Origin of the sequence: Brevundimonas vesicularis, assembly GCF_027105095.1 — a bacterium.
In the GTDB taxonomy this organism is placed as follows: domain Bacteria; phylum Pseudomonadota; class Alphaproteobacteria; order Caulobacterales; family Caulobacteraceae; genus Brevundimonas; species Brevundimonas vesicularis_E.
Genome location: NZ_CP114278.1, coordinates 1469172 through 1494597, shown reverse-complemented (window position 1 = coordinate 1494597; position 25426 = coordinate 1469172). Strand labels below are relative to the sequence as shown.

The following is a 25426-nucleotide window of genomic DNA, read 5'->3' as shown; positions in this document are numbered from 1 at the left end:
TCGGCCTTCTAGCTTAGTTTGGGCTGAAAATCAGCGGATGCAGATCAGTTGGCCGTTGTCGGTCAGCACATAGAGCGCGCCGTTATAGGCGGCCGGCGCGATATAGGCGGGCGCGCCCAGTTTCAGCGTCGTCTGCGCCACGCCGGTCTTCGGATCGAAGGCGACGGCTTCGCCGAACGAATTGACCATCACCAGACGGTTGGAGGCCAGCAGCGGGCCAGACCATTGCGGGCGGATGGTGCGACGGCCGAAGGTCAGGAAACCGCCCTCGCGGCGCTCGCGGCCCTCGTTCAGTTCGCGCGTCCAATAGATCTGGCCCGTGTCGCGGTTGGCCGTGATCAACTGCCCCGACTTGGACACCACGAAGACGGCGTCGCCGACCGGCAGCGGCGCGTTCACGCCCGTCACCGGCAGCTGCCACTTGGGCTGGCCCGAACGCAGGTCGAGCGCCGACATCACGCCCGAGTGGCTGACGCCATAGACCATGCCGCGGCTGATGACGGGACGGCCCGCCACGTCGCGAACTTCAGACAGGGCGCTGGTGCGGCTGGTGCGCGACAGGGTCTCTTCCCACACCGCCTGGCCGTTCAGGGCGCTCAGCGCGACCAGCTGGCCCGAGGCGAATGGGGCGACGACGGTCGTGCCGCTGACGGCGGGGCTGGAGGCGCGCATGACGCGCGCCGGCTCGGCGATGCCGCGATAGGTCCAGTCCTGGGCGCCGGTGTTGGCGTCGAAGGCGAACAACTGGCTGTCCACGTCCACGACGAAGACCCGGTTGCCCGAGACGGTCGGGGCGCCGTGGATCGGGGCGTCCACCTGCTGCGTCCAGACCACCGCGCCGGTGTTGGCGTCCAGCGCCGTCATCGAGCGATAGCCGGACGAGACGAAGACCTTGCCGCCGCCCACGGCGACGCCGCCGCCGAAGCCGCCGTTGCGGTCACGATCGGCGTTCTTGACGTTGGCCTTCCACAGGATCGCGCCGGTGTCGGCCGAAACCGCCGAAACGGTCGATTCGCCGTCCAGCACGAAGATCTTGCCGTCGGCGGCCACGATCGGGGCCATGACGTTGCCGACGTGGGCCGATCCCGAGCCGATGCCCCGCTTCCACGCAATCTGGAAGTTCGGCGCCGCAATGACGTGCTCGACCAGATTCTCGGACGTGCCGCCCGGCTGCGTCCAGGCCGTCACGGCCTGCGGACCCGGCAGGAAGAAGTCGCGGCCCGACAGGGCGGCCGACGGCGACAGGCTTTGTTCGAACTCCAGCACCGAGATGCGCTGGCCGGCCGAGGCGGTCGCGCCGGCGTCTTCCTTGCCGCCGCCCAGACCGAACGGCAGGTTGCGGCGAACGGTGCCGCAGGACGCCATCGTTGCGGCGACGCCGCAGATCAGCGCGACTTTCAGAACTCGGTTCATCGGGGGCGTCCTGTAAGGGGTCGTCACTATTGGGCGGCCGGCGCGGCGGCGGGAGCCGCCTGAGCGGGTGCGGCCTGAGCCGGGGCAGCTTGGGCCGGAGCAGCCTGAGCCGGGGCAGCCTGGGCGGCCGAGGGCGTCATCGCGTTCGCAGCGCCGGCGGCCGGCGGGGTCGCCTTGGCGGCGGCGTCGATGATGGGCTTGATGGCGGCTGCGGTTCCGGCGTCGATGGATTCCACGGCGATCTGGGCGCGCTGACGGATCGAGTCCGGCACGTCCTGACCCAGTTGCAGCAGCACGAAGGCCTCACGCGCTTCCTTGGTCTTGCCGTGTTGCAGGCGCGCCAGGGCCAGGGCTTCCTGGGCGAAGGCGTGCAGCGGGCGCTTGTCTTCGGCCAGCGGCGTCAGACGCTTTTCGATCTCGGCCAGCGGCGCGGTGTCCATGATCAGGAAGGCGGCCTTCAGGGCGGGCGGGTCCGACAGGATCGGATCGCTGGACGCCTTGGCGGCCTCGTCGAACAGGCGGACAGCCTCGGGGAACTTGTTGGCGCTGACGGCCAGACCGGCCTGCTGCTGCAGGGCCAGGACCTTATAGGCGCCGTTGCCTTCCTTGATCGCTTCCTCGAAGGCGGCGCGGGCGTCCATCGGCTTGTCGGCGCGCAGGGCCTCCATGCCGCGATCATAGGCTTCGGCGGCCTTGGCGGCCTTGTTGGAGTTCAGGCTGTCCCAGCCCCACCAGCCCAGGGCGCCGATCAGGGCGACGACCAGCACCACGCCGAAAACGGGCAGCCAGGTCTTGGCCAGGCGCTTCAACTTGTCGGAGCGAAGCTCCTCCTCGACCTGCTCGAAGACATCAACCACTGAAACGTCGCCCCAAAATCGCGAAATGCAAACCGGCGCGGACCCTAGAAGGTCGGCTCCCCGCCCGCAACGTCGTCCGTTACTGCGAAGCCGGCTTTTTCGAGAAGTAGGTCTCGACTTCGGCAGGAAAACGGCGGGTTTTCACATCGCTGGCGAAAGCGGCGGCGGCGCGGTCGATCTCGGTGCGCAGATCGGCGTATTTGCGCACGAACTTCGGGGTCCAGTCGAACAGGCCCAGCATGTCGTTGACCACCAGCACCTGGCCGTCACAGGCGGCCGAGGCGCCGATGCCGATGGTGGGCACGTCGATCGTCTCGGTGATCTCGCGCGCCAGCGATTCGGCGACGCCCTCGATGACGATGCAGAAGGCGCCGGCCTCGGCAACGGCCCTGGCCTCGGCCAGCACCCGGTCGCGCTCGCTGTCGGTCCGGCCCTTGGCCTTGAACCCGCCCTCGGCCAGGATCGCCTGGGGTCGCAGACCGACATGGCCCATGACCGGAATCCCGCGCTTGACCAGGAAGGCGACGATCTCGGCCATTTCGATGCTGGTTTCCAGCTTCACCGCCTGGGCGCCCGTCTCCTTCATCACCCGCACGCAGTTGGCGTAGGCGACCTCCTTGCCGCCTTCGTAGGAGCCGAACGGCATGTCCACGACCACCATGGCCCGTCTGGCGCCGCGCATGACGGCCTGCCCGTGCAGGATCATCATCTCCAGCGTCACGCCCACGGTATTGGGCAGGCCGTGAACCGCCATCCCCAGGCTGTCGCCGACCAGCAGCACATCGCAGTGCGGGTCCAGCAGGGCCGCCATCGGCGCGTCATAGGCCGTCAGGCAGACGATCGGCTCGCCGCCCTTGCGCCCCGCAATATCGGGCACGGTGATGCGTTTGACGCTCTCTTGGGTATGGACGGACATCGCCGGGCCTCCTGACGTGAAGAGGGGTCAGATAGGCCCCTGCCCCGCCGGTGTCACCCTTGCGGCCGCGCTCACACGTCCTGCGACAGCTTCGCCACGCCCGCCGCCATCAGGGCGACCAGGGCCCCGGCGACGATCCAGAAGGCCATCATGCCCGAGCCGTTCATCACATCCAGCGAGCCGACGCCCAGACCTTGAAGGCCCAGACCGTCCAGGCCCGATTGCGCTGCGCCCTGCGCTGTGGCGGCCGCCGCCCGGAGGCCTTGCGCCAGGGTCGTGTCGCCGTCGGCGGTGAAGTTGATGTTCACCCCCTCGCGCACCGCCAGCACACCGCCGATCAGTCCGGCCGCCGTCAGGGTCAGGGCGCGCCAGCGCGACCGCGTCTCCATGCGCGCCTTGACCGTCGCCAGGAACAGGGCCTCGTCCGGCAGGCTCGGCGCCTGGGCGAACAGCCTTTCGATCATCGGATCGAATTCGTCAGCCGACATGGACCGACCTCCCGCCTGAGCCGTGCGCCGGTTGAAGCCGCGCACGGAGTTTATCCAGACCACGTTTGACATGCGATTTCACCGTGCCAAGCGGCAAATTCATGGCTGCCGCGATTTCCGGATGCGACATCCCCGCGCCGTGGCACAGGGAGACGCAGACACGCTCGGTCTCGCTGAGCGTCTTCAGCGCCTCGTCCAGGTCCATCAGACCGCCGCGATCAACGACTACACCCGCCTGATCGGCCTCGATCTCGGCGACGTAGCGCGCCTCCTTGGCCACCCGCTTCAGATAGAGCCGCGCGGCGATCTTCTTGATCCAGCCCGCAAACGTGCCCTGCCCGCGAAACTCCGCGCACCGCTGGAACCCTTGCAGAAAGGCGTCCTGCGCCACGTCGTCGGACAGGGACGGCGTCGCCCCCATCCGGCGCAGCAGCCCCCGAACCGCCGACCCGTGCCGACGCACCAGCTCGCCATACTCCCGCCGACCACCGGCCGCCGCCTGGGCCGCCAGCTCCACATCGTGGAAGTCGCGTAGAGACTTGCTCATCGGAGCTTCCCCCCGCCCGCCGTGGTCAGTCCGCGCCCTTGTTGAAGAAGCTCAGCACGATGAAGGCCAGGCCGATCGTGACGGGAATGCAGGAGATGCCCAGCAGGCCGCTGTCGAGGTTGCCGTTGAAACCGCCGCCCAGTTCGCTGACGACCGAGAAGGCGGCGATGCCGATGCCGGACGCCAGCCAGATGACGCCGCGCCGGATGTCCTTGGTGCGAGACGGCAGGCTCTTCTGCACGTCCTTGGTCAGGACGTCGATCAGTTCAGGCGGCAGTTGCTGGCCCTTGTCCACCGCATGGCGGATGGTCTCCTGCATATCGCGCTTCTCGCGATATTTCAGAACCTGCGGGCCGAAGACGATGGCCGTGATCGAGCCGAAGACAGAGAATATGGCGAAGATCGGAATGAAGTCATGCATGAAGAATACCCCTTGAACCGTTGCAGCAGCCTGATGCGGCGGCCTTCTGATCACAAGAGGCTGGCCGACGCCTCAACGGATGCGCGGCGTTGCGTGAAATCTTCGTAAGGTCGCCGTTTCGGCCGCCGTCGGTTCGGTCTAGGGTCCGATCTCATCAATCTCAGGAGCGCATCCCATGGCCCATGTCACCTATCGCATCGTCGAACACGACGGCGGCTGGGCCTACAAGTCCGGCGACACCTATTCCGAAACCTTCGCCAGCCACGACGACGCAACGGCCGCCGCCGTGCGCGCCGCGCGCGAACAGCGCGTGCCGGACCAGACCGCCGCCATCGAATACGAGACCGCCGCCGGGGAATGGGTCACCGAAAGCGCGGACGGCTATGACCGCCCCTCCACGGACGTCGAGGGCTGAGCCCGAGATGATCCACCGTCGCACCCTGCTGGCCGCCGCCGCCCTCGCGCCGCTGGCAGGCTGCGCCACGGCCCCAAAGGCTAAGACGCCCACCGAACTGAAGCTCGTCACCTTCAACATCTGGCACAACATGGGCGACTGGGCCGCCCGCCGTCCGCTGCTGATCGCTGCGCTGAAGGCCCAGGACGCCGACGTCATCGCCCTGCAAGAGGTGCTGGAGGACGCCAATGTCGGGCTGGAGAACCAGGCCCGGATGCTGGCGCGCGAGTTGGGCGGCTATCACGTCGCCTTCGTCTCGACCGACGCCGAGGGCGCCCCGCGCCGTTACGGCAACGCCCTGCTGACCCGCCTGCCAGTTCTGGCCGAGGCCTCGACCAAGCTTGAGCCGCTCGACGATTTCCGCACCGCGCTTCGGCTTCGCGTCGCGGTTCAGGGTCGCCCGGTCGATGTCGTCGTCACCCATCTGGCGTGGCAACAGGACGCCGGCCCGGTCCGCGCCCGCCAGATCGCGTCGCTGCTAAGCTGGCTGCCGCAGGACGACACGCCCCTGATCGTCACGGGCGACTTCAATGCGACGCAGGAGGATTCCGGCCTGGCGACCCTGACCGGCCCCCGCTTCTTCAGCGCCCTGCCCCGCGGCGCGGTCACGACCACCCTGAACCCGGCCAAGGGTCACCCCGAGCGTGTCATCGACCACATCTTCGTCGAACAGGCCGCCTTCATCCCCGGCGAGGCCCGCCGCTTCGGCGATACGCCGACCAACGGCGAATACCCGTCCGACCACTTCGGCGTCGTCGCGACCGTGCGGCTCAGGTAAGCGCTGAGGCATAAGTCTCGGGCTTGAACCCCACCAGCCGCCGATCCCCCAGATCCAGCACCGGCCGTTTAATCATCGACGGCTGGGCCGTCATCAGCGCGATCGCCTTCGACCTGTCGATGTCCGTCTTGTCGGCTTCGGGCAGCTTCTTGAAAGTCGTCCCGGCCCGGTTCAGCACCGTCTCCCACCCGTGCTCGTCGACCCACTGGCCCAGCCGCCCCGCATCCACTCCGGCCTTCTTGTAGTCGTGGAAGACATAGTCGACCCCCTGCTGCTCCAGCCAGACCCGCGCCTTCTTCACCGTGTCGCAGTTGGGAATGCCGTATAGGGTGTAGGTCATTGCGGGGGGGTCTCGGAGCCGGTGTCGAACCGCAGCTATACCCGACCTCCATGTCGCTCGACATAGGGCGAAACATATAACGATATCCTTATATGTTTCTTGACTTGTCCCCCCGGCTCGCCGTTGTATGGGGCGTCGAGGTTCTGCGCGTCGCCTCCGGGCGATGCGGAGCTAAGAGGGAAGCCGGTGTGATGCCGGCGCTGCCCCCGCAACTGTGAGCGGCGAGCCGAAGGTCCATTTCGTGTCACTGACGTCTTCTGACGTTGGGAAGGCCGGACCCGAAGCCGTGACCCGTGAGCCAGGAGACCTGCCCCGACAGATAACGTCCTCCGGCGGGGTGTCCGGTCAGGTCGCATGAACGCCGCGACGGGACGACTGCGCGCGAGCGGTCGCGCGTCCCTGTCCGCTGTCTCGCCACAGCATCAACGGCAGAGACCATGGCGAGCACCGACTTCACATTCAGGATCACGCGGACCGCGCTCGACGAAGACTATCGTCCCGCCGACACGACGCGGATCACCACCAATTTCGCCAACCTGGCGCGAGGCGAGAGCCGCCGGGATAATCTGCGCAATACCCTGCGGATGATCGACAACCGCTTCAACTCGCTGGCGCACCACGACAATCCGAGGGGCGATCGCTATGCGCTGGAGCTTCAGATCGTCTCGGTCGAGATGAGCCTTTGCTCGGAGCGCGACGACGCCTTTCCGCTGATCGAAATCCTGCAGACGACGATCATCGACAAGGGGACGGGCCGGCGAATCGATGGGATCGTGGGCAACAACTTCTCCTCCTATGTCCGCGACTACGACTTCAGCGTAGTCCTGCCCGAACACCTGAAAGCGCACCCGAACGGCGGCGTGCCGGACGACTTCGGTGAGCTGCACGGCAAGCTGTTCAGGCACTTTCTGGCGTCGCGCGCCTATCGCGACAACTTCGCAAAGGCGCCGGTCATCTGCCTCAGCGTCTCCAGCAACAAGACCTACCATCGCACCGGCTTCGACCATCCCGTGCTGGGGCTGGAATACGACAACGACGCCTTCTCGCCGACCGATCGGTATTTCGCGAAGATGGGGATGAAGGTCCGCTACTTCATGCCACCGGGCAGCGTCGCGCCGTTCGCCCTGTACCATGTCAGCGACCTCACCAGCGACTACACCGACCTCGAACTGGCCAGCACCATCGCCACGATGGAGACCTTCCAGAAGATCTATCGGCCCGAGATCTACAACGCCAACTCCCCGGCGACTGAGCAGTATCAGCCCAGCCTGAAGGCGCAGGACTATTCGCTGACCCGCATCGTCTACGACCGCGACGAGCGCAGTCGGCTGGCCGTCGAGCAGGGCCGCTTCGTCGAAGAGCGGTTCATCAAGCCGCACCGCGCCCGCCTCGACCAATGGTCGGCCGCCTTCGCCGCCGCCTGAACAGTTTCCAGATTTCAGAGTCTCCCCTCATGAAAACCCTTCTCCCGACCTCGACCGCCGGCAGCCTGCCCAAACCCGTCTGGCTGGCCGAGCCCGAGACGCTCTGGTCGCCTTGGAAGCTGCAGGGCGATGACCTGATCGAGGCCAAACAGGACGCCCTGCGCCTGTCGCTGGACGATCAGCGCCGGGCCGGCATCGACATCTTCAGTGACGGCGAACAGACCCGCCAGCATTTCGTCACGACCTTCATCGAACACCTCGACGGCGTCGATTTTGAGAACCGCAAGACCATGCGAATCCGCAATCGCTATGACGCCAGCGTCCCGGTGGTCGTGGGCGCCGTCAGCCGTCCGAAATCGGTCTTCGTCGAAGACGCCAAGTTCCTGCGGGCTCAGACCGACCAGCCGATCAAATGGGCGTTGCCCGGGCCGATGACGATGATCGACACCCTGTATGACGACCATTACGGCAGCCGCGAAAAACTGGCCTGGGAGTTCGCCAAAATCCTCAATGAGGAGGCCCGCGAACTGGAGGCCGCCGGCGTCGACATCGTCCAGTTCGACGAGCCCGCCTTCAACGTCTTCTTCGACGAGGTGAACGAATGGGGCGTGGCGACCCTGGAGAAGGCGGCCGAGGGGCTGAAGTGCGAAACGGCGGTCCACATCTGCTACGGCTACGGCATCAAGGCCAACACCGACTGGAAGAAGACCCTCGGCTCCGAATGGCGGCAGTACGAAGAGGCCTTCCCCAAGCTTCGGACCTCCAGCATCGACATCATTTCACTCGAAGCCCAGAACGCGCGCGTGCCGATGGATCTGATCGAACTGATCCGGGGCAAGAAGGTGATGGTCGGCGCCATCGACGTCGCGACCGACACGATCGAAACGCCCGAAGAGGTGGCGGACACCTTGCGCAAGGCGCTTGAGTTCGTGGACGCCGACAAACTCTATCCGGCCACCAACTGCGGCATGGCGCCCCTGTCGCGCCGGGTCGCCAATGGCAAGCTGCGCGCCTTGAGCGCCGGCGCCGAGATCGTGCGCGAGGAACTGTCCCGCGACCTCTACTACGGCGCGGAAAGGTGCGAGCCGTGAGGGTTCGCCTGATCGACATGGTGTTCCCCGGTGACGCCAACCACCATGGCACCCTGTTCGGCGGGGTTGGTCTGGCCCACCTCGACAAGGTCGCCTTTCTGGCCGCGAGCCGCCACGCGCGACGGGCCGTGGTCACGGCCGGATGCGAGCGGATCGATTTCGCGGCTCCGGCCCGGATCGGCGAGATGGTCGAGGCGGTTGGCCGCGTCGTTCGGATCGGTCGGTCCTCTCTGGGCGTCGAAGTCGAACTGCACGCCGAAAGCCTGCTGAGCGGCGAGCGCCGCCTGTGTACGCGCGGAGCCTTCAACATGGTCGCCCTGAGGCCGGCGGGCGATGATCAACCGTTAACGCCCCTCGATGAGGCAGGCGAGGCGGACGATGGCTGGCTGAGGACCGCAGAGATGGTCTTTCCCGGCACGACCAACCACTACGGCACCCTGTTCGGCGGCGACGCGCTCAAGCTCATGGGCAAGGCCGCCTTCGTCACGGCGACCCGCCATGCGCGCGAGGTCATGGTCATGGCCGCGACCAACCGCATCGACTTCAAGGCCCCGATCGACGGCGGCGACATGGTCGAACTGGTCTCGCGCGTAAAGATGGTCGGGCGCAGCTCAGTCTCGGTCGAGGTGCAACTCTGGGCCGAACGCCTCCTGACGGGAGAACGGCGGCGTTCCGCCACGGCCGAGTTCGTCATGGTGGCCGTCGATGCCGAGGGACAGCCAAAACCGGCGGCAAGGTTATGAAGCGACTGCGGCTAAGCTCTCACGCAGGGAAAAAACGCGTCGCCATTCCGACCCATCTCCCCATACCATTTCGATAGATGATTTGACGCGAGATCAAGGACTTGAAGGGCCGGAGCGTCAATCGACCGGACATGCGTCAGAGCCGGATAATGATGTCACGGGTCTTTGAAAACAGCAGCGCTCTGAAACTGCGCGATCTTGCACTTTGCTCGCCATTTCTGGGCGTGGCGCCGTTCGCTCTGACGCTGAAATAGACAAATTAGACGAATTAGACGGTGTTTTTGTCAGGCGACCGTCTAGGCCGCAAATCCGGCGAAGACGCCGATGACCATCACGATGAAGGTCGCGACGACGCTGGACAGGCCGATGGCGATCATCACGGCGAAGGCCTTGGCCAAGCCGGGGACCACGCCCCGATACCACCGTCCACGGCCCATCCGCATGAAGGCCACGACGCCCAGTGCCAGCATCACAAGGCTGCACGCCGCGGCCAGCGGGCCGGGGCTGAACATGAACCACGCCAGCGGCAGCAACGGCACGGTCCAGGCGTTAAGATAGGCGAAAGCGGCCCTGAACCCGCGTCTCAGGCCCAGGTCCTCGGCGTCCCACAGGCGAAACAGCGGCATGGCCGCCAGGGCGTAGAAGGGCGCCATGATGGGCACGGCGACCAGGGACATCCATCCGTCGGCGTCCGACATGAATGCGTCGCGCGACTTGCCCGCTTCCTGAAGCAGGGGGTTCAGAACATCGGCCGGCATGCTTTCCAGATAGAAGCTCAAACCGCCGCGCAGGAACACCACCAGCATCAGGATCGCGTTCAGCGCCAGATACAGCTTCAGCGGCTTGGCGTAGCGCCCGCCCCCGGTCGGCCCCTCGATCATCCAGGCCTGAAGGACCAGCCGGGGCCGCACCAGCAGATCGCGCGCGGTCCGCACCTCGGCCCCGCCAAAGCCCAGCGTGTCCTCTGACAGGTCCTTGAACGCCTGTTTGCGCGTCGTCTCGCCGTCGGTCATCGGATTCTCCCCTAGGGGATGCATACACCGCCCGGTTGACCGCGCAACCGCCGATCGGAACCGCTTGGTCAGAACCGCTTGCTGAGGCCAATGCTGACGACCCGCCCGCGCGGATCGGCAACCACCGGGTCATAGCCAAAGGCGAACTGCGCCAGCGGCGGCGCCTTGTCCGCCACATTGACCACCCCGACCGACAGATCGAGGTCAGCGCCGATCGTGCGACGGTAGAACAGATCGACCGTCGTCTGGCTGGCGATGCTGGCGTCGGTGATGCCGCTGCGGTCGTTGGCGTATCCGTCAGTATAGTGGACCAGGGCCGTCACCGCGTTCGCCCCGCCGCTCCAGCCCAGGGCGAACTCGCCGCGATTGCGTGGCAGGGACCGGCCAATGTTGTTCAGGTTGGTCGAACCGACGCCCGACACCTTCGCGGCCGACGCGTCCAGCCGGATGTCGTAGGCGTCCACATAGGTCCAGGTCACCGAGGCCGTCGCCTCCCCGCCCCACAGGCCGCGCCGATAGCGGGCCGACAGGTCGATCCCTTGGGTCTCAATGGACGAGGCGTTTACGAAATACAGCTGCACGAAGGTCAGGGCGCCGCTGGGTGAACGGGTAATGCGGCTCTGCGCCTCCGTGCCGGTCCGCCCCGCCGCCGTATCGGCCGCCGCCTGGTTGATGATGGCCTGGGCCGACTCCTTGACCACCTGATCGGCATAGTCGAACCGCCAGGCGTCCACGCCCAGTTCCAGCCCCTCGATCGGCGTCCAGACCGCGCCCAGGTTCAGGCTCTCGGACTTCTCGGGCTTCAGGTCGGCCCGGCCCGAAGTCAGGGTGTTGACAAAGACGAACGCCCCCCGGTCGAACACCGACGGCTGCGACGCCTGCGCTCCCGACTGGGCATAGACCGACGGCGCGCGGAACCCCTGCCCCCACGACGCGCGCAGGGCCAGGGCGTCGGTGACATCCCAGCGGATCGCGGCCTTGGGGCTGAACCGCCCCTCGTTCCCGTCATAGGATTCGTAGCGCCCGGCGAGCTGCGCCTCGATCCGGTCGCCCAGGTGGAGGCGGGCCTCGGCGAAGGCGGCCAAGGCTTCCTGATCGCCCTCGAAGTCCGGCGACACGCCCGCCGTCAGCAGATCGCCGCGGTTGACCAAGTCGCTCCAGTCGTGACGGAAGCCGCTGCGGCGATACTGGGCGCCGACGGCGACATCGACCGATCCACCGGCCCAGGCCAGGGCCTCGCCGCTGGTCGAGGCGTCCGCCGTCGTCAGGGTCGCCGCGCCCCGCAGGCCGGTCGAGCCGATCAGGCTGTCGATCAGGGCAGTGGTGTTCGCCGTCCCGGTTCCCAGGTAGGCGCTGCCGAACGGGTTGAAATACTGGCAGGCGCCGACGCCAGGCGTCCCCGTCGCGGGATTGCAACCCGCCCCGCCCAGGCCGTTCAACGCATTCTGCAAGGCGCTGCCGATGGTGTCGGGCTTGTCGTAGGCGACGTGCTGGCGGCTGCTGGTCGCCGACAGGTTCCAGGTCCAGCCATTGCCGAAGCGCCCATCCAGCCCGGCCGCCAGACGCCAGGTGCGATAGTCGAACTCGGCCTGCGACGCGCCGGCCTCCGCCCCCAACAGCCGGCCCCGGAACAGCACCGCCTCGCCGAACGGATTGTCGGGATGGGTCGCCGGCACCGTCAGGGATCGCGCCAGGATCGGCAGCGACGGCGACTGGCGCGCGATGGTGTTGGTCGCCGACCACGCCCCTTGCAGCGACAGGGTCATGTCGCCCACAGGCCGTCGGTAGTCCGCGAACAGCTGCGTGCGCGTCTCCTCCGGGACCAGATCGAAGAAGTCCGAATAGTCCAGCCGGCAGAAGATGTCCGTGGGCGAGTTCAGATAGGCGCTGCCGAACGCCGGATCGCCGCACGCCGGATCGGGCGAAAACCCATTGCGGCTGGGTCGGAAATATGAGCCGGGCTGGCCGTAGCTGGTGACGGCCGTCCAGGCCGCGCGGCCATAGCGTTCGGCCTGGGTGAAGTCCCGCTCGTCCGACCCCAGGGCCGAACGATGGAAATGCGAGGCCGCCAGCGTCAGGTCACCGCCCAGCAGGCCGAACCCGCCGAGCGCCTCGATCACGCTCTCTTCCGATCCGTCGGCTACGGCGTATTTGGCGCTGACCTCGGGACGGTCCACGCCCCGCCGAGTGATGAAGTTGACCACGCCCGCCACCGCGTCCGAGCCATAGACCGCCGAGGCGCCGTCCTTGACCACCTCGACCCGCTGAAGCGCGATCATCGGAACCAGCGAGTTGATGTCGACGAAGCCCGAGCCGTCCGTCGCCACCACGGCGCTATTTGTCCAGCGCTGGCCGTCCACCAGGACCAAAGTTGAGCCGAGGCCGAGATTGCGCAGGTTGAACTGGGCCGTGCCCGAACTTTGCGGCTGGTTCAGCTGATCGACCTGGGCCTCCGAGCCCGAATTGGCCGTGACCAGCCGGACCAGCTGAGAGGCATCGGCGATGCCGGCGGCGGCGATTGTTTCGCGGGCTACAGTCTCTACCGGGGCAATCCGCTCGCCGCCCGCGATCCGGGAGCCGGTGACCACCACATCGTCCACGCGCGACTCCTCCTGGGCCTGGGCCGCCGCAGCCGTCGCCAGCCAGGCGATCGAGGCTGTCGCCATCAAGAAGTTGCGCTGCGTCATTCGGATACTCCCCCACGATTGGCAGCGGGCTTCTATCCAGCGCTTCGATTTTGCGAAAGCCTAATTTTGCAGTTTTGCAATTTCAGTTGTCAGCGAGACATCGTGCGCCATTGATCCCGCCATGTAACCGGTTACGGTGCGGCAAAACAGAAACGGTCAGGAAAGCAGGAAGCATGGCGAACGTCCGTCTGGTCGACGTGAAAAAGGCGTTCGGCGCCGTCGAGGTGCTGAAGGGCGTCGATCTGGAGATCGCCGACGGCGAGTTCGTGGTCTTCGTCGGCCCCTCGGGCTGCGGCAAGTCCACCCTGCTGCGCACCATCGCCGGTCTGGAAGAGGCGACGACGGGCCAGGTCTCCATCGGGGACCGCGTGGTCAACGACCTGTCGCCGTCCGACCGGGGCATCGCCATGGTGTTCCAGTCCTATGCGCTGTATCCGCACATGACCGCCTATGAAAACATGGCCTTCGGCCTGAAGCTGGCCAAGACGGACAAGGGCGAGATCGATCGCCGCGTCCGTGCCGCCGCAGAGGCGCTCAGCATCACCGACTATCTGGATCGCAAGCCCAAGGCCATGTCGGGCGGCCAGCGCCAGCGCGTCGCCATCGGCCGCGCCATCGTGCGCGAGCCCGAGGTCTTCCTGTTCGACGAGCCCCTGTCGAACCTGGATGCCGCCCTGCGCGTGCGGATGCGCTACGAGTTCGCGCGGCTGCACGCCGAACTGAAGACCACCATGATCTACGTCACCCACGACCAGGTCGAGGCCATGACCCTGGCCGACCGGATCGTGGTGCTGAACGCCGGCCGGATTGAACAGGTCGGCGCGCCGATGGACCTGTACGAACACCCCGCCAACCTGTTCGTCGCCGGCTTCATCGGCAGCCCGAAGATGAACCTTCTGACAGCCGAGATCGTCGAGGCCTCGACGATCGGCGCGACGGTGAAGACCACGGCCGGCGAGACGATCCAGCTCGCCGTGGACGCCGCTTCGGCCAAGCCCGGCGACGCCGTCACTTTGGGCGTCCGTCCCGAACACCTGAGCCTCGACGACGACGGCGACGCCCTCAGCGCCGAGGTCATGTTCGTGGAGACCCTGGGCGCGACCACAATGGCGCACCTGAAGCATCCGGCGACACAGGACACGCTGACGGTTCAGTTGGCGGGCGAACTGCGGGCCAAGGCGGGCGAGCGACTGACGCTGCACGTGCCCGCAAAACAAGCCCACCTGTTCGACGCGACCGGCAAGGCCTTGAGCCGCCTCTGATCCCTCTCCCTTTGGGAGAGGGCTTGTGCGCCCGAGAGCGTAGCGAACGGTCTTGCGCGAAAGGGTGATGGGCGGATGCTGCGACCTGGCCTACCGGCCGACCCTCATCCGGCCCTTCGGGCCACCTTCTCCCAATGGGAGAAGGAACGTAGTAGTCAGCGCAACTCTACCAGCCGCGCCCCAACCGGAATGAGCAGTTCATCACCCGACCACGTCGCGGACCGGCCATCGATCCGAACGCGCTCCGGCCGCCCCTGCCCCGCCGGCCATTGCAGGACGAAGCCGCCCGGCGGCGTCGCGCCGTCGCCCAGGGTGAGCACATAGCCCTGCCGTTCCTTGCGGTAGGCGTAGGTCAGCGGCCCATAGGCGGTGCGTAGATCCCGCACGCCGACGCCCTCGGCGGTGTCCAGCCACGCCTCCGGCACGCCCGCCGCCAGAACCAAAGCGTGATCGCGGTCCCGCTCATAGGCGAACAGATCCAGCGCCGAGCGGATATAGTCCGAGCTGATCCAGGCGTGCGGCATGTCCCCAATGAAGCGTGGCTCGCGCTTTTCGCGGCCCACCACCTCGGCCCAGCCGTTCCAGGCCTCGGGTCGGCGGTCGGCCATGAGGAAGTCCAGCACATCCAGCGCTCGGTCCTTCTGACCCAGCCGCACATAGGCGCCGACCAGCCGCCATTCGTAGGGGGTATAGTCCTTCCACGCCGTGCGATTGGTCAGCCGGTTCTGGAAGTTTTCCCAGTAGCGATCGAAGGTTCGCGCCAGAAACTCAGGCGGCAGATTATCCTGTTCGCCCGCCGGCGACAGGGCGATGGTTGTCGAGGTGGCGTCGAAATCGCCCCGGTCCGCAGCGCCCGCGATCCAGTCAATGCCATGATGGGCCGCCGTCGCCGTGATCGACGCGCGGATGTCGGCGGCGAACTGATCCCGCGCCGCCGCATAGCGGGCGGCGGCCTCCGCATCGCCCACCGTTTCGGCGATGAAGACCGCATCCTTGTAGCCCAGCAGGCCCCAGAAATCGTCCCAATAGGAATAGGCCGCCTTATCCGAATAGCCCTCGTGGCTGATCGTCGGTGGCAGCAGGCCATATAGGTGACGCTGGTCCGGCGCCTGGAAGGCTGCCGTCCGGGTCGAGGCGCGCAGTTCGTCCATATAGGTGATCGCCTTTTGCACCTGCGGCCAGACCTGGCGCAGCAGGGCTTCGTCCTTTGTGTAGCGATAGGTTTCGGCGGCCAGGAAGACGAACTCGCCGTGGCTGTCGTTCTCGGGCACCGGATCGGCGCCGCGCGCATCGACGCAGCACGGCACCTTGCCGTTCTCGAACACATAGGGGGCGTACCAGCGCAGATAGTCGGCCGAATGCTCGGCCATGCCCAGCCGGTTCAAACCCTCTGCCATCATGGCCCCGTCGCGGATCCAGGAGCGGTTGTAGCTGCGGGTTCCAGGTTGGAGGATCGGCCCCTGACGCGACATCAGCATATGGGCCAGCGAGGATTTCAGCGCGTCCTCGATCCTCTGGGCGGCAGGCGGCAAGGTCAGGTCCACCCGATCCAGTTTCGCGCGCCATTCAGCCGCCAGCCGTGTCTCGACCGCCTCCAGCACAGCCGCCGCCTGTCCCACCGGCTCGGGCGGCAAGGCGTCGCCCGATAGCTGCGACACCCAACCGACCGTGCGCGTCTCGCCGGGTTGCAGCGCCACCTCGTAGGTCAGTGCGCCAGCGGCCAGACCCGTGGCGTCGGTCGTCGTCATGGGCTCGGCGGCCGGTCGTCGCGCAGACGGCAGAATCAGGGACTGCGGGTCGCTGCCGGCGTCGAAGGTCGCCAGCGCGACCTGATCCGGCGTCGCCAACGGCTGCACTCGCACCGCGTCGTTCAGGCTCAACTGCGCGCCGTCCCAGCCGATCGTCTCCATTGGGCTGACACCGCCGGGAATGGCGAGGAACTGACGCGGCGCATTCACCTGCATTGGCCGCGCGGCCAGGGCCAGGGTCAGGGTGCGCGGCCGGCTGGAAGTGTTGGTCAAGTCGTACCGGCCCCAGAGCTGCGCCTGATCGGCCGGTCCGTCGGCGAAGCTGGTGATCTTCAGCGTCCAGTCGTCGGCGGTCCAGGTCACGGACGGGATCGGCAGATCGCCGTCCTTCAGCCCCTGTTCGATATTGACGTCGGCCCAGGTGATCAGCCGCCCGTTGTCGACCACGAAGGGTTCGATACTGGGTCCGGCGCGGCGAAGCTCGATGGCGCCGTCCTCGCCGATCAGGCCGCTCTCCCCGCCCCCATCGACCCCGACCAGGGTCCAGTAGGACTGCTCGCCGGAGAAGCCGCGCGGATAGACGCCGCGCCGGTTTTCCTTGGCCACGGCTTCCAGAAACACGGTGCGGTCCGCGCCGAACGTCAGCGGTTCGACCTCGATCTCGTTCAGCGCATAGGTCGTGGCCTGGGCTGCGCCCAGCCGCTGGCCCGCACCGGACGAACCAACCACGTCCGGCGCCGGGACGGGCTTTAGCGGCTCAAGTCTCAGCCAGCGCGCCGTCGCCTCGGGCGTTCTCAGCCAGTCCACGCCGCCATTGCCGCTCGTGACCGTCGCCAGCTCGCGCCAGTCGCGCCCATCCAGGGAGGCCGAAACGCGATAGTCGCTCGCCGCGCCCCGCTCGCCCCAGCGCAGGGTCAGCCCGCCGAACTCGCGCTCGTAGCCCAGGTCCAGCGTCAGGGCCGACGCCTCGCCCACCGGCGGGGTCCAGGCGGTTTTAGGGTCGAAATCGACGGCGTTGGCGGCGGTCGACGCAGTGCGTCCATCGCTGGCGATCGGCTGGGGCGGAACCGGCGGATCGACCGGTAGGGCGCGCAGGGTCAGTTGGTCGATCTCGACCGAGCCCTTGCCGCCCTCGGCCGCGACCACGACAAACTCGACCCGTTCGGCGCGACGCAGGACGGTTTTAGGACTTGGTCCCCAAGCTTTGGAGACCTGACGGCGTTTGATGACGAACCGGGTCCAACCGTCTGGGAAGTCGTAGCGCGCCGTCTGCTTCCACCAGACGTTGTCGGCCGAGGCGTCGGTCAGCTTGACCTCGAAGGTATTGGTCGGCCCGGCGCCGCGCACCCAGAAGCTGATTTCGTAGTTGTCGGGCAGGTCGAACGGCAGCGGGCGGCTGAGCACCGCATAGCCCGCCTTGCCGTCGAAATCGTAGTCGAGGCGCACCGCTTTCCCGTCATGGCCGGCGACGGCGGAGACAGCGGCGTGAATGTCGGTCGAGGCGCTGGCCTCCCACCGCGTGGCGTCATCCATGCTGTCGAGAACTCGCGTTTCCTGGGCGACGGCGGGCGCGGCCAGGGCGAGGGTCAGGACCGAGGCGGCGGCCAGCAGGAGGTTACGCATCGAAACTCGCAGTTCTGGTCAGCCCTTCACGCTGCCCGCGAGCATACCGCGGATGTAGTAGCGTTGCAGGGCGAGGAAGAGGATCAGCACGGGCGCCACCGTGACGACGGCGCCGGCCATCATCAGTTCGATGTCCTGCACATGCTCGCGCGACAGGGCCGCCAACGCGACCGGCAGGGTGTAGTTCGACTGGTCCGTCAGGATGATCAGGGGCCACAGGAAGTCGTTCCAGCTGCCCAGGAAGACGAACAGGCCCAGGGTCACGATGATCGGCTGCAAGGTCGGCAGGACCACGCGGCGGAAGATCTGGCCCTCGCTGGCGCCGTCGATGCGGGCGGCCTCCAGCATCTCGTCGGGAATGCTCAGCGCATACTGGCGCACCAGGAACAGGCCGAAGATCGAGGCCAACCACGGCACCAAGGCGCCGGCGTAGGTGTTCACCAGCCCCATCCCCTTCAGCATCAGGAACAGCGGCAAGGTGCCGATCTGGGCCGGCACCACCAGGGCGGCGACCAGGAACTGAAACAGCCGCTCGCGCCCTGCGAACTTCAGCTTGGCGAAGGCGTAGCCGGCTGGGACCGTAAACCCCAGCGCCAGGATCGTCGCCAAGGTCGCAAGGGCGAAGCTGTTCCACAGATACCGCCCCATGCCCTGGTTCAGGAACAGATCGCGATAGTGCTCCAGCGTCCAGTGCGACGGCAGCAGCGGCGGCGGGAAGACGGCGGCCTCGCCGGTCGCCATGAAGCTGACCGACACCATCCAGACCAGTGGGAACAGCACGACTAGAGCGATGAGGCCGACGGCCAGATTGAGCAGGATCGCGCGGAGTTTCATTGATACGCCCCCACCCGCTTGGCGACCGTGAGCTGGACCAGGGTGATCGCAAGGATGCACAGGAACAGGACGAAGGCCACGGCGCTGGCGGACCCCAGGTTCCACCATTTGAAGCCCTCTTCGTACATGAAGTAGAGCACCGTCACCGTGCTCTGGGCCGGTCCGCCCTGCGTCATCACATAGGGTTCGGCGAACAGCTGGAAGAAGCTGGCGACCGAGATGATCGAAACCAGCAGCATGGTCGGCGCGATGGCCGGCAGGGTCACATGGCGGAACTGCTTCCACGGGCCGGCGCCGTCGATGCGCGCGGCCTCGTACAGGTCGTCCGGCACGGTCTGAAGCACCGCCAGGAAGATCAGCATGTTGTAGCCAAAGATCTTCCAGACCACGAACATCAGGATCGCCGGGATCGATGTAGACGGGTCGCCCAGCCAGTCCACGGCCGGCAGGCCGATGCTCTCCAGCCCCCAGTTGATGACGCCGTAGCGGGTGTGCAGCAGATAGCGCCAAACCACCGCCGTCGCGACCAGGGTGGTGACATAGGGGGCGAAGAACATCACCCGCCAGATCGGCCGCCACTTCACGACCCGCGCGTTCAGGATCACCGCCGCCGCCAGGGATGCGGCGATGGACAGGGGCACGCCGAGGACGGCGAAGGTCAGGGTGTTCTTCATCGCCCCCCAGAACAGGGGATTGGTCAGGAGCCGCTCATAGTTCTGCAAGCCCACGAAACGCAGGTTGTCCAGGTTCGCCAGGGCGTAGATGTCGAAGTCGGTCAGGCTGAGCAGCAGGGCCGCGATCACCGGAATGGCGAAGAACAGGCCGATGGCGAGCATGGCCGGGGCGACGAAAGCCCAGGCGGCACGCTCGCGAGCGCCGCGTCCACGCGACGGGATGACCTTGGTCTCCGCATTGACTAGTGTCGGATCGACGACGGTCATACGGCCCTGCCCTTTTCCAACATCCAGCGTCGTTTCTCCAGAAGCCGATCGACACGGCGGTCGATCTCGGCGGCGGCGCTCTCGGGCGTGTACTCGCCGCGCACCATCCGTTCGGCGACGATCTGCATCTCCGTAACGATCCGCTCCCATTCGGGCGCCTTGGGCACGGCCTTGGCGCGCGCCAGTTGCCCCCGGAACGGCGCCAGCATCGGATCACGCTCCACGCCCGCGATGTCCCAGGCGCTCTGGCGCGCCGGCAGGTCGCCGACGATGGTGTTGAAGCGGGCCTGCACCGTCGGTTCAGACAGATAGCGGACCAGGGCCCAGGCCGCCTCCTGATGCGGGGAGGATTTGAATACCGCCAGACTGGACCCGCCCGGCGCCGAGGCGCCCAGGCCGTTCGGTCCCGGCACGCCCGCCGTGGCCCAGTTCGGTTGGAACGACGCGGGCAGCTTGCTGCGGAAATCGCCGACGCTCCATGGGCCGGAGAAGTAGAAGCTGAAATAGCCCCTGGCGAACTCGGTCCAGACGTTCGAAATCTGGGTCGACGAGGCCAGCGGCGCCAACTGCTCGTTGAACAGGCTGCGATAGAAGGCCAGGGCCGCGACGAAACCGGGGTTGGAGAAGTTTCCGCGCGTATCCCGATCCCGCAGCAGCGGCTCGTCGATTTGAAGCCCGAAGGTCAGAAGCTGCTCGAACTCGTTCAACGGCAGCAGGATGGCGTAGTTGTCGCCGCCCGCCACACGCTTGATCGCATGCATGGCCCGCTTCCATTCGGCCCAGTTTTCGGGCGGGGCGTCGAACCCTGCCCGCGCCAGCAAGTCCTTGCGATAGAACAACAGCCGCGTGTCGACATACCAGGGCGTGGTCATGGCGCGGCCGGCGATCTCGTTGGTCTCCAGCACCGCCGGAAACTGGTCGGTCAGCAGGTTCGCGGCCTCGGGCGGGGTCGGCGACAGGGCGCCGATGGCGGTCAGCTCCGCCACCCAGGTATTGCCGATCTGGCTGACGTCCGGCAGCGAGGCCCCGGCATAGGCGGTCAGCAGCTTTTCGTGCGCAGCCGTCCACGGCAGAGGCTGGACCGAGACCCGGACGCCCGGATTGCGGCGCTCGAACTCGGGCATCAGTTGCTCGACCGTTCCACCCTCATTGCCCATGGCCCAGAAGCGCAGAACGGTCTCGCCGTCGCGGCGCGGGGTGCAGGCCGCAGCCGCCCCTGCCGCCATGAGGGCCAGAGCGCCGCGCCTATGGGCCGTCAAACTCATCCGTTCATCCAGCCGCCGGTGAAGCCCGCGATGTCGAGCGCCCGGCGGATATTGGGCTCGCCGCGCATATAGCGCCAGACGAACTCGGACCTGTGGTTCTCGGTCATGATGACGATCGGCCCCTGGTCGATGCCCAGATAGTCGCTGTCCACCCAGCCCACGCCGTCCACGATGTTGCCGTGCTGCAGCGGCCCGTCGCGCACCGTCAGGGTCGGGTTGAAGCTGTCGAGGAACCCCCACTCCGTATAGATGCCCGCGCCATATTTGGCCTTCATCGCCTTGATGCAGGGCGCCACGATCTCCGGGGCGAATGCGATGGAGCTGGCCGCCGCCGTCGGCGCGATGGTGCCGTCGTCCCGGTCGCCTGGCCCGCGCGCGGAATAGCTGAAGAACTCGCGCTCCTTGCCATCGATGACCTGTTTGAAGTCGCCCGGCCCGTCGCAGGCCGTCAGCCCCCAGACCTCGGACGAATAGCCGGCCCAGCCGCCAGGGTTGTCGTGGGCGTATTTCTGCTGGGCGTAGACGGCGCGGCGGCTGTTTTCGAAATAGTCGAGGTATTCGCCCAGTTGGGCAGACTGCCCGCGCATCCAGGCGTCCTGAATGCCGCGGAAGTCGATGAACATATGGCTGTACTGGTGCCCGAAGATGGGGGCGAAATTCAGGTGCCAGCTGCCCCAGCGATCGGTCCAGCTCTCGTCGTAGCTGGCCGCCCATTCGTGCCAGACATTGACCGACACCGGATGGGTCGGGCTGCCGATGGCCAGCAGCAGCAACAGCATGCCCTCGTTATAGACGTGCCAGTCGGAGGGAATAAAGCCGCTCTCGGGGTGCCAGCCCATGGTGATGCGGTTGTCGCGGATCACGGCCCACGGCCATTCGATCCGCTCATAGATGGCCTGGGCCTTCTGACGGATTTCCGCCTCGTCGGCATGACGGCCGTCGAAGTAGCGGGCGGCGAACAGCATGCCGCCGATCAGCAGCGCCGTATCGACCGTCGACAGTTCGTTGGTCCGGTAACGAAGCCCCGTCTCCATATCCAGGAAGTGGTAGAAGAAGCCCTTGTACCCCGCCGTGCCGCTGGCCTCCGGGCCCTGCGGTAGGTCATGGAAGAAGCGCAGCGTCGTCAGGGTCCGCTCACGCGCCTCGGCCCGGCTCATCCAGCCGCGCTCGACACCCACCGGCCAGCAGGTCAGGGCGAACCCGACCGCCGCCACCGAACAGAACGACGGCGTCGGCCAGCGATCCGGCGTCAGGCCGGTCCTGCGATCCGTGACCTTCTCGAACCAGCGGAACGTCCGCTCTTGAAGTTCCTCAATCTCTTGATCCAGCCGCATCGGCCGTCTCTGCGTCCCATTGACCGCCCCCGTCGTCGCCGCCTGCTGCGCCGCCGCCATCACCGGAAATCCAACGGCCAGAGCCGCCGCGCCTGTGGTGGTCCGCATCAGGAAGTTTCGACGATTCATGGGCACGCTCACTAGGTCTCAATCGAAAAAAGAAAGGCCGCCTCGCGACAAGCACGAGGCGGCCCAGGCTCAGGATTTAGAAGGCGTAACGCAGGCCGACCTGAAAGCTGCGGGTCGGCGTAAAGACCCCGGTTCCAGCGCCGAAACGTGGGTTGGTGTAGCTGCCTTCGAAGGAGCTGTAGTTTGTGAAGTTAAACAGATTGATGGCGTCTGCGATGAACTCCACACGCTGTCCGCCGAACACTTCGAACGTCTTCGTCAAGCGAAGATCGATCTGACGGTAGGCGAAATTCAGTCCGGGCAGGAAGGCGCGCTTCTCCGGATTGCCAGCATTCCAACAGATGTTGGGACCGCCAGCCGGCGCATCCGGGCAGTTGAAGACATTGTACGGCAAGCCCGAACCCAAGGTGACTATGCCGGACAGCAGGAAGTCGGCCGGCAAGCCCAGTGTGCCCGAAGCAACGATACGATGCCGCTCATCCGTCGCCGAACGGAACTCCGGTGACTGGCTGGGGACATTGTAGTCGAAATCGAAGGCCGCATAACCATTATCGCGGCTCCCGTTCTGGGTCGCATCCATATAAGTGTATGCGAGGTTGAAGCCCCAGTTATCTTGGGCGTTGTATGGCTTGTCCGCCGTCAGATAGATCGCTTTGTAGTCACGTTCTTTATCAGTGTTTTGGAAGAAGATCGCATTCCGGAATTGCGGGAAACCGACCGAGGTAGGCGACGGTCCGTTGAAGCGCCCACCAGTTTCGGTAAGAGCGTTGGCGATATACCAGGCCGATTCACCCTCGGTATGACCCGCAGCAAAGGTCAGCGCCGTCTGCCATTTTCCGAACTTCTGTCTTACGCCGATGTTGAACTGATCGGTGCGCGGCGGCTCAAAGTTGTTCTTTACAAGAAAGACTTCGCCGGCCCCCGGTGAGGCCGCCAGAAGCGGATCAAGGCCTGCAGGCGTGAGGTAAGCAGGGTTCCAAGCAACGGTCTGCTGGCCGCCGACTAGACCGCCATTATTGGAGAAGTAGATCGTCTTGTTGAACTGGAACGGCTTGAACCTCTCATCGAAGGCGAAGTTGAAGCCGATACGGTCGTAGTAGCGACCAGCGCCGCCGAACAGCACCGTCCGCTCGTCGCCGAACACGTCGTAGGAGAAGCCGAAACGCGGCTGGAAGGCGTCCTTGAAAGCCGGCCGATCACCGTCAGATATATAGCCCGCCGGCTTGAAGTAAGATGGGAAATCGTAGTTCGGAAGGTTCTGGATTGCGGCCAGCATGTTCCGGATCGAGTCTGGCGTACGGTAGTCGTTGTTTACCGCGTTGTCCTCGTAGTCCCAGCGAATGCCGAGGTTGATTTCCAGCTTGTCGGTGATCTGCCAATCATCCTGGATATACAGACCGAGGACGTTGTTATCTGCATCAGCGGGAGGCACAGCAACCCCCAGATCAACAGCAACAGGTATAGTACGGCTCCCATTGATTTCGGGGCGAGCCTCTATGTCGTAGGTGAAAGTAGGATTTCGACCGAAATCTTTTTGGACGAAATAGTTCTGCATGGAATACTTTGCACCCATTTTAATGGTGTGTGTACCCATCCAAGACAAATCTGGGATAGTTAGGTCGTTACGAACCGTCGTGCTTTTCTGCCGCAGAAGCTGCGAGTCAGCCCGACCGCCAGCAGTAAATACTGTCGCCTCTCGATTGTTTATATTGTACTGAAAACCAGGGGTGTTCGCGTTGTCGTCGCGGAATATGACGTACCGACGACCGTAGTCACCACCATTGATAACAGACTGTTCATAAGTCGCTTCCAAGTAGTCGACCGCGAACTCGTTCAGGAAGCGATCGCCTTGGTACTGGTGACGCAGGTTGAAAGCCTTATTCTCACCGTTGTTTCGGGCGGCCCTGCTGGGAGAGTTTTGCCCGCTAGCTCCACGGATGTCCTCTTCCGTCTTATATTCCGCACTAAGCTCAAGACGTTGGCGCTCATTGATCTGCCATGACAGCTTTCCAAAGAAGATGTCCTGCTCGTAGGGGGTCGAGGTGGTGCCAAGGTCCGCCGCGAAGAAGTCGTTATATTCCGTGCGGTTCAGGAAGGACTGCGAAATCCGGTCCTCATCTTTGCGCTCATAGGCGCCGAAGAAGTGCAGACGATCCTGGATGATGGGGCCACCCAGGCTGGCGCCGTATTGGAGCCGCTTCAGCGGCGCCTTCTCGGATCCACGGCGTTCCGAAATCTCGTCTTGGGCGATCCAGTCAGGGTCTTGGTAATAGGCGAAGATATCGCCATGGAACTCGTTCGTGCCCGAGCGCGTCACGGCGGTGATGATGGCCGAACCGGCTTGTTCGTACTCGGCCTTGAAGTTCTGGCTGATGACGCGGAACTCTTGGACGGCGCCCTGAGGGAAGGGCGTGCCGCGACTGTCGTCCTGACCGGCGACACCGCCGTCGTTGATCAGCGACTTGCGGTTCTGGCCGTCGATGAAGACGTTGATCGCTTGAGCGGTCTGGCCGCCGGCCGAGATGGTGCGCTCGGTGTCGTCTTCGCGAACTCGCAGCCCCGGGGCCAGGGCGGCGAAGTTCAGGAAGTTGCGGCTGATCTGCGGAAGGTTGTTGATCTGTTGCTGCGTCACATTGGTGGCGACTTCAGGTGTGCGCACCTCAAAGACGCGGCGGCCGGTGACGACGATGTCGCCCAGCTCGGTCGCGCCGTCAGTAGAAGCCGTCGTCGTTGCTCCGGCGACATCCAGGTTCAGCGTGCCCACCTGACCAAGAGCAAGGGTGACCGTCTCTTCTGCAGTCTGGCCGTCAGCGCTCGTCACTTGCACGCGATAAGTGCCCGGACGCAGTCCGGACAGCACGTAGCGACCATCGCCACCGACACTGGCCCGGGTCGCATAACCGGTCGAGACCTCAGTGGCGACAACCGTCGCGCCGGCCTCGACTGTCTGACCATCGTAGACGGCGCCACGAAGCGTGGTTGTGGCGTTCTGCGCCTGCGCGCCGCCGACGACCGCCATGCTGATGGCTAGCGCCGATGCGGCGGCCAAGGCGGCCTTACGCGTGTTGAACTGGGTCATCCTGAACTCTCCCCTCCTGATGGGATCGGTTGTCAGCGA

General features: G+C 65.7%; 21 protein-coding genes and 1 riboswitch. Of the genes, 6 read left to right on the top strand and 15 right to left on the bottom strand.

All coding sequences use genetic code 11. The features are described from left to right. Nucleotides 1-30 precede the first annotated feature (30 nt). The 6 genes from O2K97_RS07485 to O2K97_RS07460 form a co-directional block, all read right to left on the bottom strand. Complete coding sequence (locus O2K97_RS07485; RefSeq protein ID WP_045810561.1) at nucleotides 31-1413, bottom strand: PQQ-binding-like beta-propeller repeat protein; 1383 nt, start codon at nucleotides 1411-1413, stop codon at nucleotides 31-33. A gap of 26 nt (nucleotides 1414-1439) precedes the next feature. Next, nucleotides 1440-2270 (bottom strand): tetratricopeptide repeat protein, encoded by an 831-nt coding sequence (locus tag O2K97_RS07480; RefSeq protein WP_269221025.1) that lies wholly within the window; start codon nucleotides 2268-2270, stop codon nucleotides 1440-1442. A gap of 79 nt (nucleotides 2271-2349) precedes the next feature. Then, nucleotides 2350-3186, bottom strand: coding sequence for a 3-methyl-2-oxobutanoate hydroxymethyltransferase (panB, locus tag O2K97_RS07475; protein WP_269221024.1), 837 nt, complete (start codon nucleotides 3184-3186; stop codon nucleotides 2350-2352). A 71-nt stretch (nucleotides 3187-3257) separates the two neighbouring features. Beyond that, a complete protein-coding gene (locus O2K97_RS07470) occupies nucleotides 3258-3674 on the bottom strand; it encodes a hypothetical protein (RefSeq protein WP_112862236.1) in 417 nt (138 codons plus the stop codon). Next, nucleotides 3664-4221, bottom strand: coding sequence for an RNA polymerase sigma factor (locus tag O2K97_RS07465; RefSeq protein WP_269221023.1), 558 nt, complete (start codon nucleotides 4219-4221; stop codon nucleotides 3664-3666). Before O2K97_RS07465 ends, O2K97_RS07470 begins: the two co-directional genes overlap by 11 nt. A gap of 25 nt (nucleotides 4222-4246) precedes the next feature. Beyond that, nucleotides 4247-4642 carry a DUF6249 domain-containing protein gene (locus tag O2K97_RS07460; protein WP_269221022.1) on the bottom strand — a complete coding sequence of 132 codons (396 nt, stop codon included), beginning with the start codon at nucleotides 4640-4642 and terminating at the stop codon, nucleotides 4247-4249. A gap of 175 nt (nucleotides 4643-4817) precedes the next feature. Here O2K97_RS07460 and O2K97_RS07455 point away from each other — a divergent pair, with 175 nt between their 5' ends. Next, nucleotides 4818-5057: a DUF2188 domain-containing protein gene (locus O2K97_RS07455; RefSeq protein ID WP_269221021.1), complete on the top strand. Its 240-nt coding sequence runs from the start codon at nucleotides 4818-4820 to the stop codon at nucleotides 5055-5057. 7 nt (nucleotides 5058-5064) lie between these two features. Further along, entirely contained in the window at nucleotides 5065-5874 is an 810-nt protein-coding gene (locus O2K97_RS07450) for an endonuclease/exonuclease/phosphatase family protein (protein WP_269221020.1), read from the top strand. Here the strand turns inward: O2K97_RS07450 and O2K97_RS07445 are convergent. Beyond that, nucleotides 5867-6214 carry an ArsC family reductase gene (locus O2K97_RS07445; protein ID WP_269221019.1) on the bottom strand — a complete coding sequence of 116 codons (348 nt, stop codon included), beginning with the start codon at nucleotides 6212-6214 and terminating at the stop codon, nucleotides 5867-5869. The genes O2K97_RS07450 and O2K97_RS07445 overlap by 8 nt on opposite strands. A 121-nt stretch (nucleotides 6215-6335) precedes the next feature. Then, a riboswitch (cobalamin riboswitch) is annotated at nucleotides 6336-6544 on the top strand. A gap of 107 nt (nucleotides 6545-6651) precedes the next feature. Between O2K97_RS07445 and O2K97_RS07440 the strand changes: the two genes are divergently transcribed. Genes O2K97_RS07440 through O2K97_RS07430 form a run of 3 tightly spaced genes read left to right on the top strand, consistent with a single transcriptional unit; the run spans nucleotide 6652 to nucleotide 9472 of the window. Next, nucleotides 6652-7638 carry a DUF1852 domain-containing protein gene (locus tag O2K97_RS07440; RefSeq protein WP_269221018.1) on the top strand — a complete coding sequence of 329 codons (987 nt, stop codon included), beginning with the start codon at nucleotides 6652-6654 and terminating at the stop codon, nucleotides 7636-7638. 29 nt (nucleotides 7639-7667) lie between these two features. After that, on the top strand, nucleotides 7668-8729 hold the full coding sequence (locus tag O2K97_RS07435; protein ID WP_269221017.1) for a methionine synthase: 1062 nt from the start codon (nucleotides 7668-7670) through the stop codon (nucleotides 8727-8729). Then, the gene (locus tag O2K97_RS07430) at nucleotides 8726-9472 is read left to right on the top strand and encodes an acyl-CoA thioesterase (RefSeq protein WP_265150033.1); all 747 of its coding nucleotides are present in this window, start codon (nucleotides 8726-8728) and stop codon (nucleotides 9470-9472) included. Before O2K97_RS07435 ends, O2K97_RS07430 begins: the two co-directional genes overlap by 4 nt. Nucleotides 9473-9768: 296 nt before the next feature. On the opposite strand, the gene O2K97_RS07425 is transcribed toward O2K97_RS07430, so the two are convergent. Beyond that, complete coding sequence (locus O2K97_RS07425) at nucleotides 9769-10485, bottom strand: hypothetical protein (protein WP_269221016.1); 717 nt, start codon at nucleotides 10483-10485, stop codon at nucleotides 9769-9771. Between the two features lie 68 nt (nucleotides 10486-10553). Continuing rightward, entirely contained in the window at nucleotides 10554-13172 is a 2619-nt protein-coding gene (locus tag O2K97_RS07420) for a TonB-dependent receptor domain-containing protein (RefSeq protein ID WP_269221015.1), read from the bottom strand. Nucleotides 13173-13345: 173 nt separating this feature from the next. Here O2K97_RS07420 and O2K97_RS07415 point away from each other — a divergent pair, with 173 nt between their 5' ends. Then, complete coding sequence (locus O2K97_RS07415) at nucleotides 13346-14434, top strand: ABC transporter ATP-binding protein (protein ID WP_269221014.1); 1089 nt, start codon at nucleotides 13346-13348, stop codon at nucleotides 14432-14434. A 155-nt stretch (nucleotides 14435-14589) separates the two neighbouring features. On the opposite strand, the gene O2K97_RS07410 is transcribed toward O2K97_RS07415, so the two are convergent. From O2K97_RS07410 to O2K97_RS07385, 6 genes are all read right to left on the bottom strand, one after another. After that, nucleotides 14590-17805, bottom strand: coding sequence for a discoidin domain-containing protein (locus O2K97_RS07410; RefSeq protein WP_269221013.1), 3216 nt, complete (start codon nucleotides 17803-17805; stop codon nucleotides 14590-14592). Between the two features lie 18 nt (nucleotides 17806-17823). After that, nucleotides 17824-18639: a carbohydrate ABC transporter permease gene (locus tag O2K97_RS07405; protein WP_269221012.1), complete on the bottom strand. Its 816-nt coding sequence runs from the start codon at nucleotides 18637-18639 to the stop codon at nucleotides 17824-17826. Next, nucleotides 18636-19580 (bottom strand): carbohydrate ABC transporter permease, encoded by a 945-nt coding sequence (locus O2K97_RS07400; protein ID WP_269221011.1) that lies wholly within the window; start codon nucleotides 19578-19580, stop codon nucleotides 18636-18638. Before O2K97_RS07400 ends, O2K97_RS07405 begins: the two co-directional genes overlap by 4 nt. Continuing rightward, nucleotides 19577-20845 (bottom strand): sugar ABC transporter substrate-binding protein, encoded by a 1269-nt coding sequence (locus O2K97_RS07395; protein WP_269221010.1) that lies wholly within the window; start codon nucleotides 20843-20845, stop codon nucleotides 19577-19579. The genes O2K97_RS07400 and O2K97_RS07395 overlap by 4 nt, the downstream gene beginning before the upstream one ends. Then, nucleotides 20842-22308: a glucoamylase family protein gene (locus tag O2K97_RS07390; protein WP_269221009.1), complete on the bottom strand. Its 1467-nt coding sequence runs from the start codon at nucleotides 22306-22308 to the stop codon at nucleotides 20842-20844. Before O2K97_RS07390 ends, O2K97_RS07395 begins: the two co-directional genes overlap by 4 nt. 76 nt (nucleotides 22309-22384) lie before the next feature. Continuing rightward, nucleotides 22385-25387 (bottom strand): TonB-dependent receptor, encoded by a 3003-nt coding sequence (locus O2K97_RS07385; RefSeq protein WP_269221008.1) that lies wholly within the window; start codon nucleotides 25385-25387, stop codon nucleotides 22385-22387. Between the last annotated feature and the right edge of the window lie 39 nt (nucleotides 25388-25426).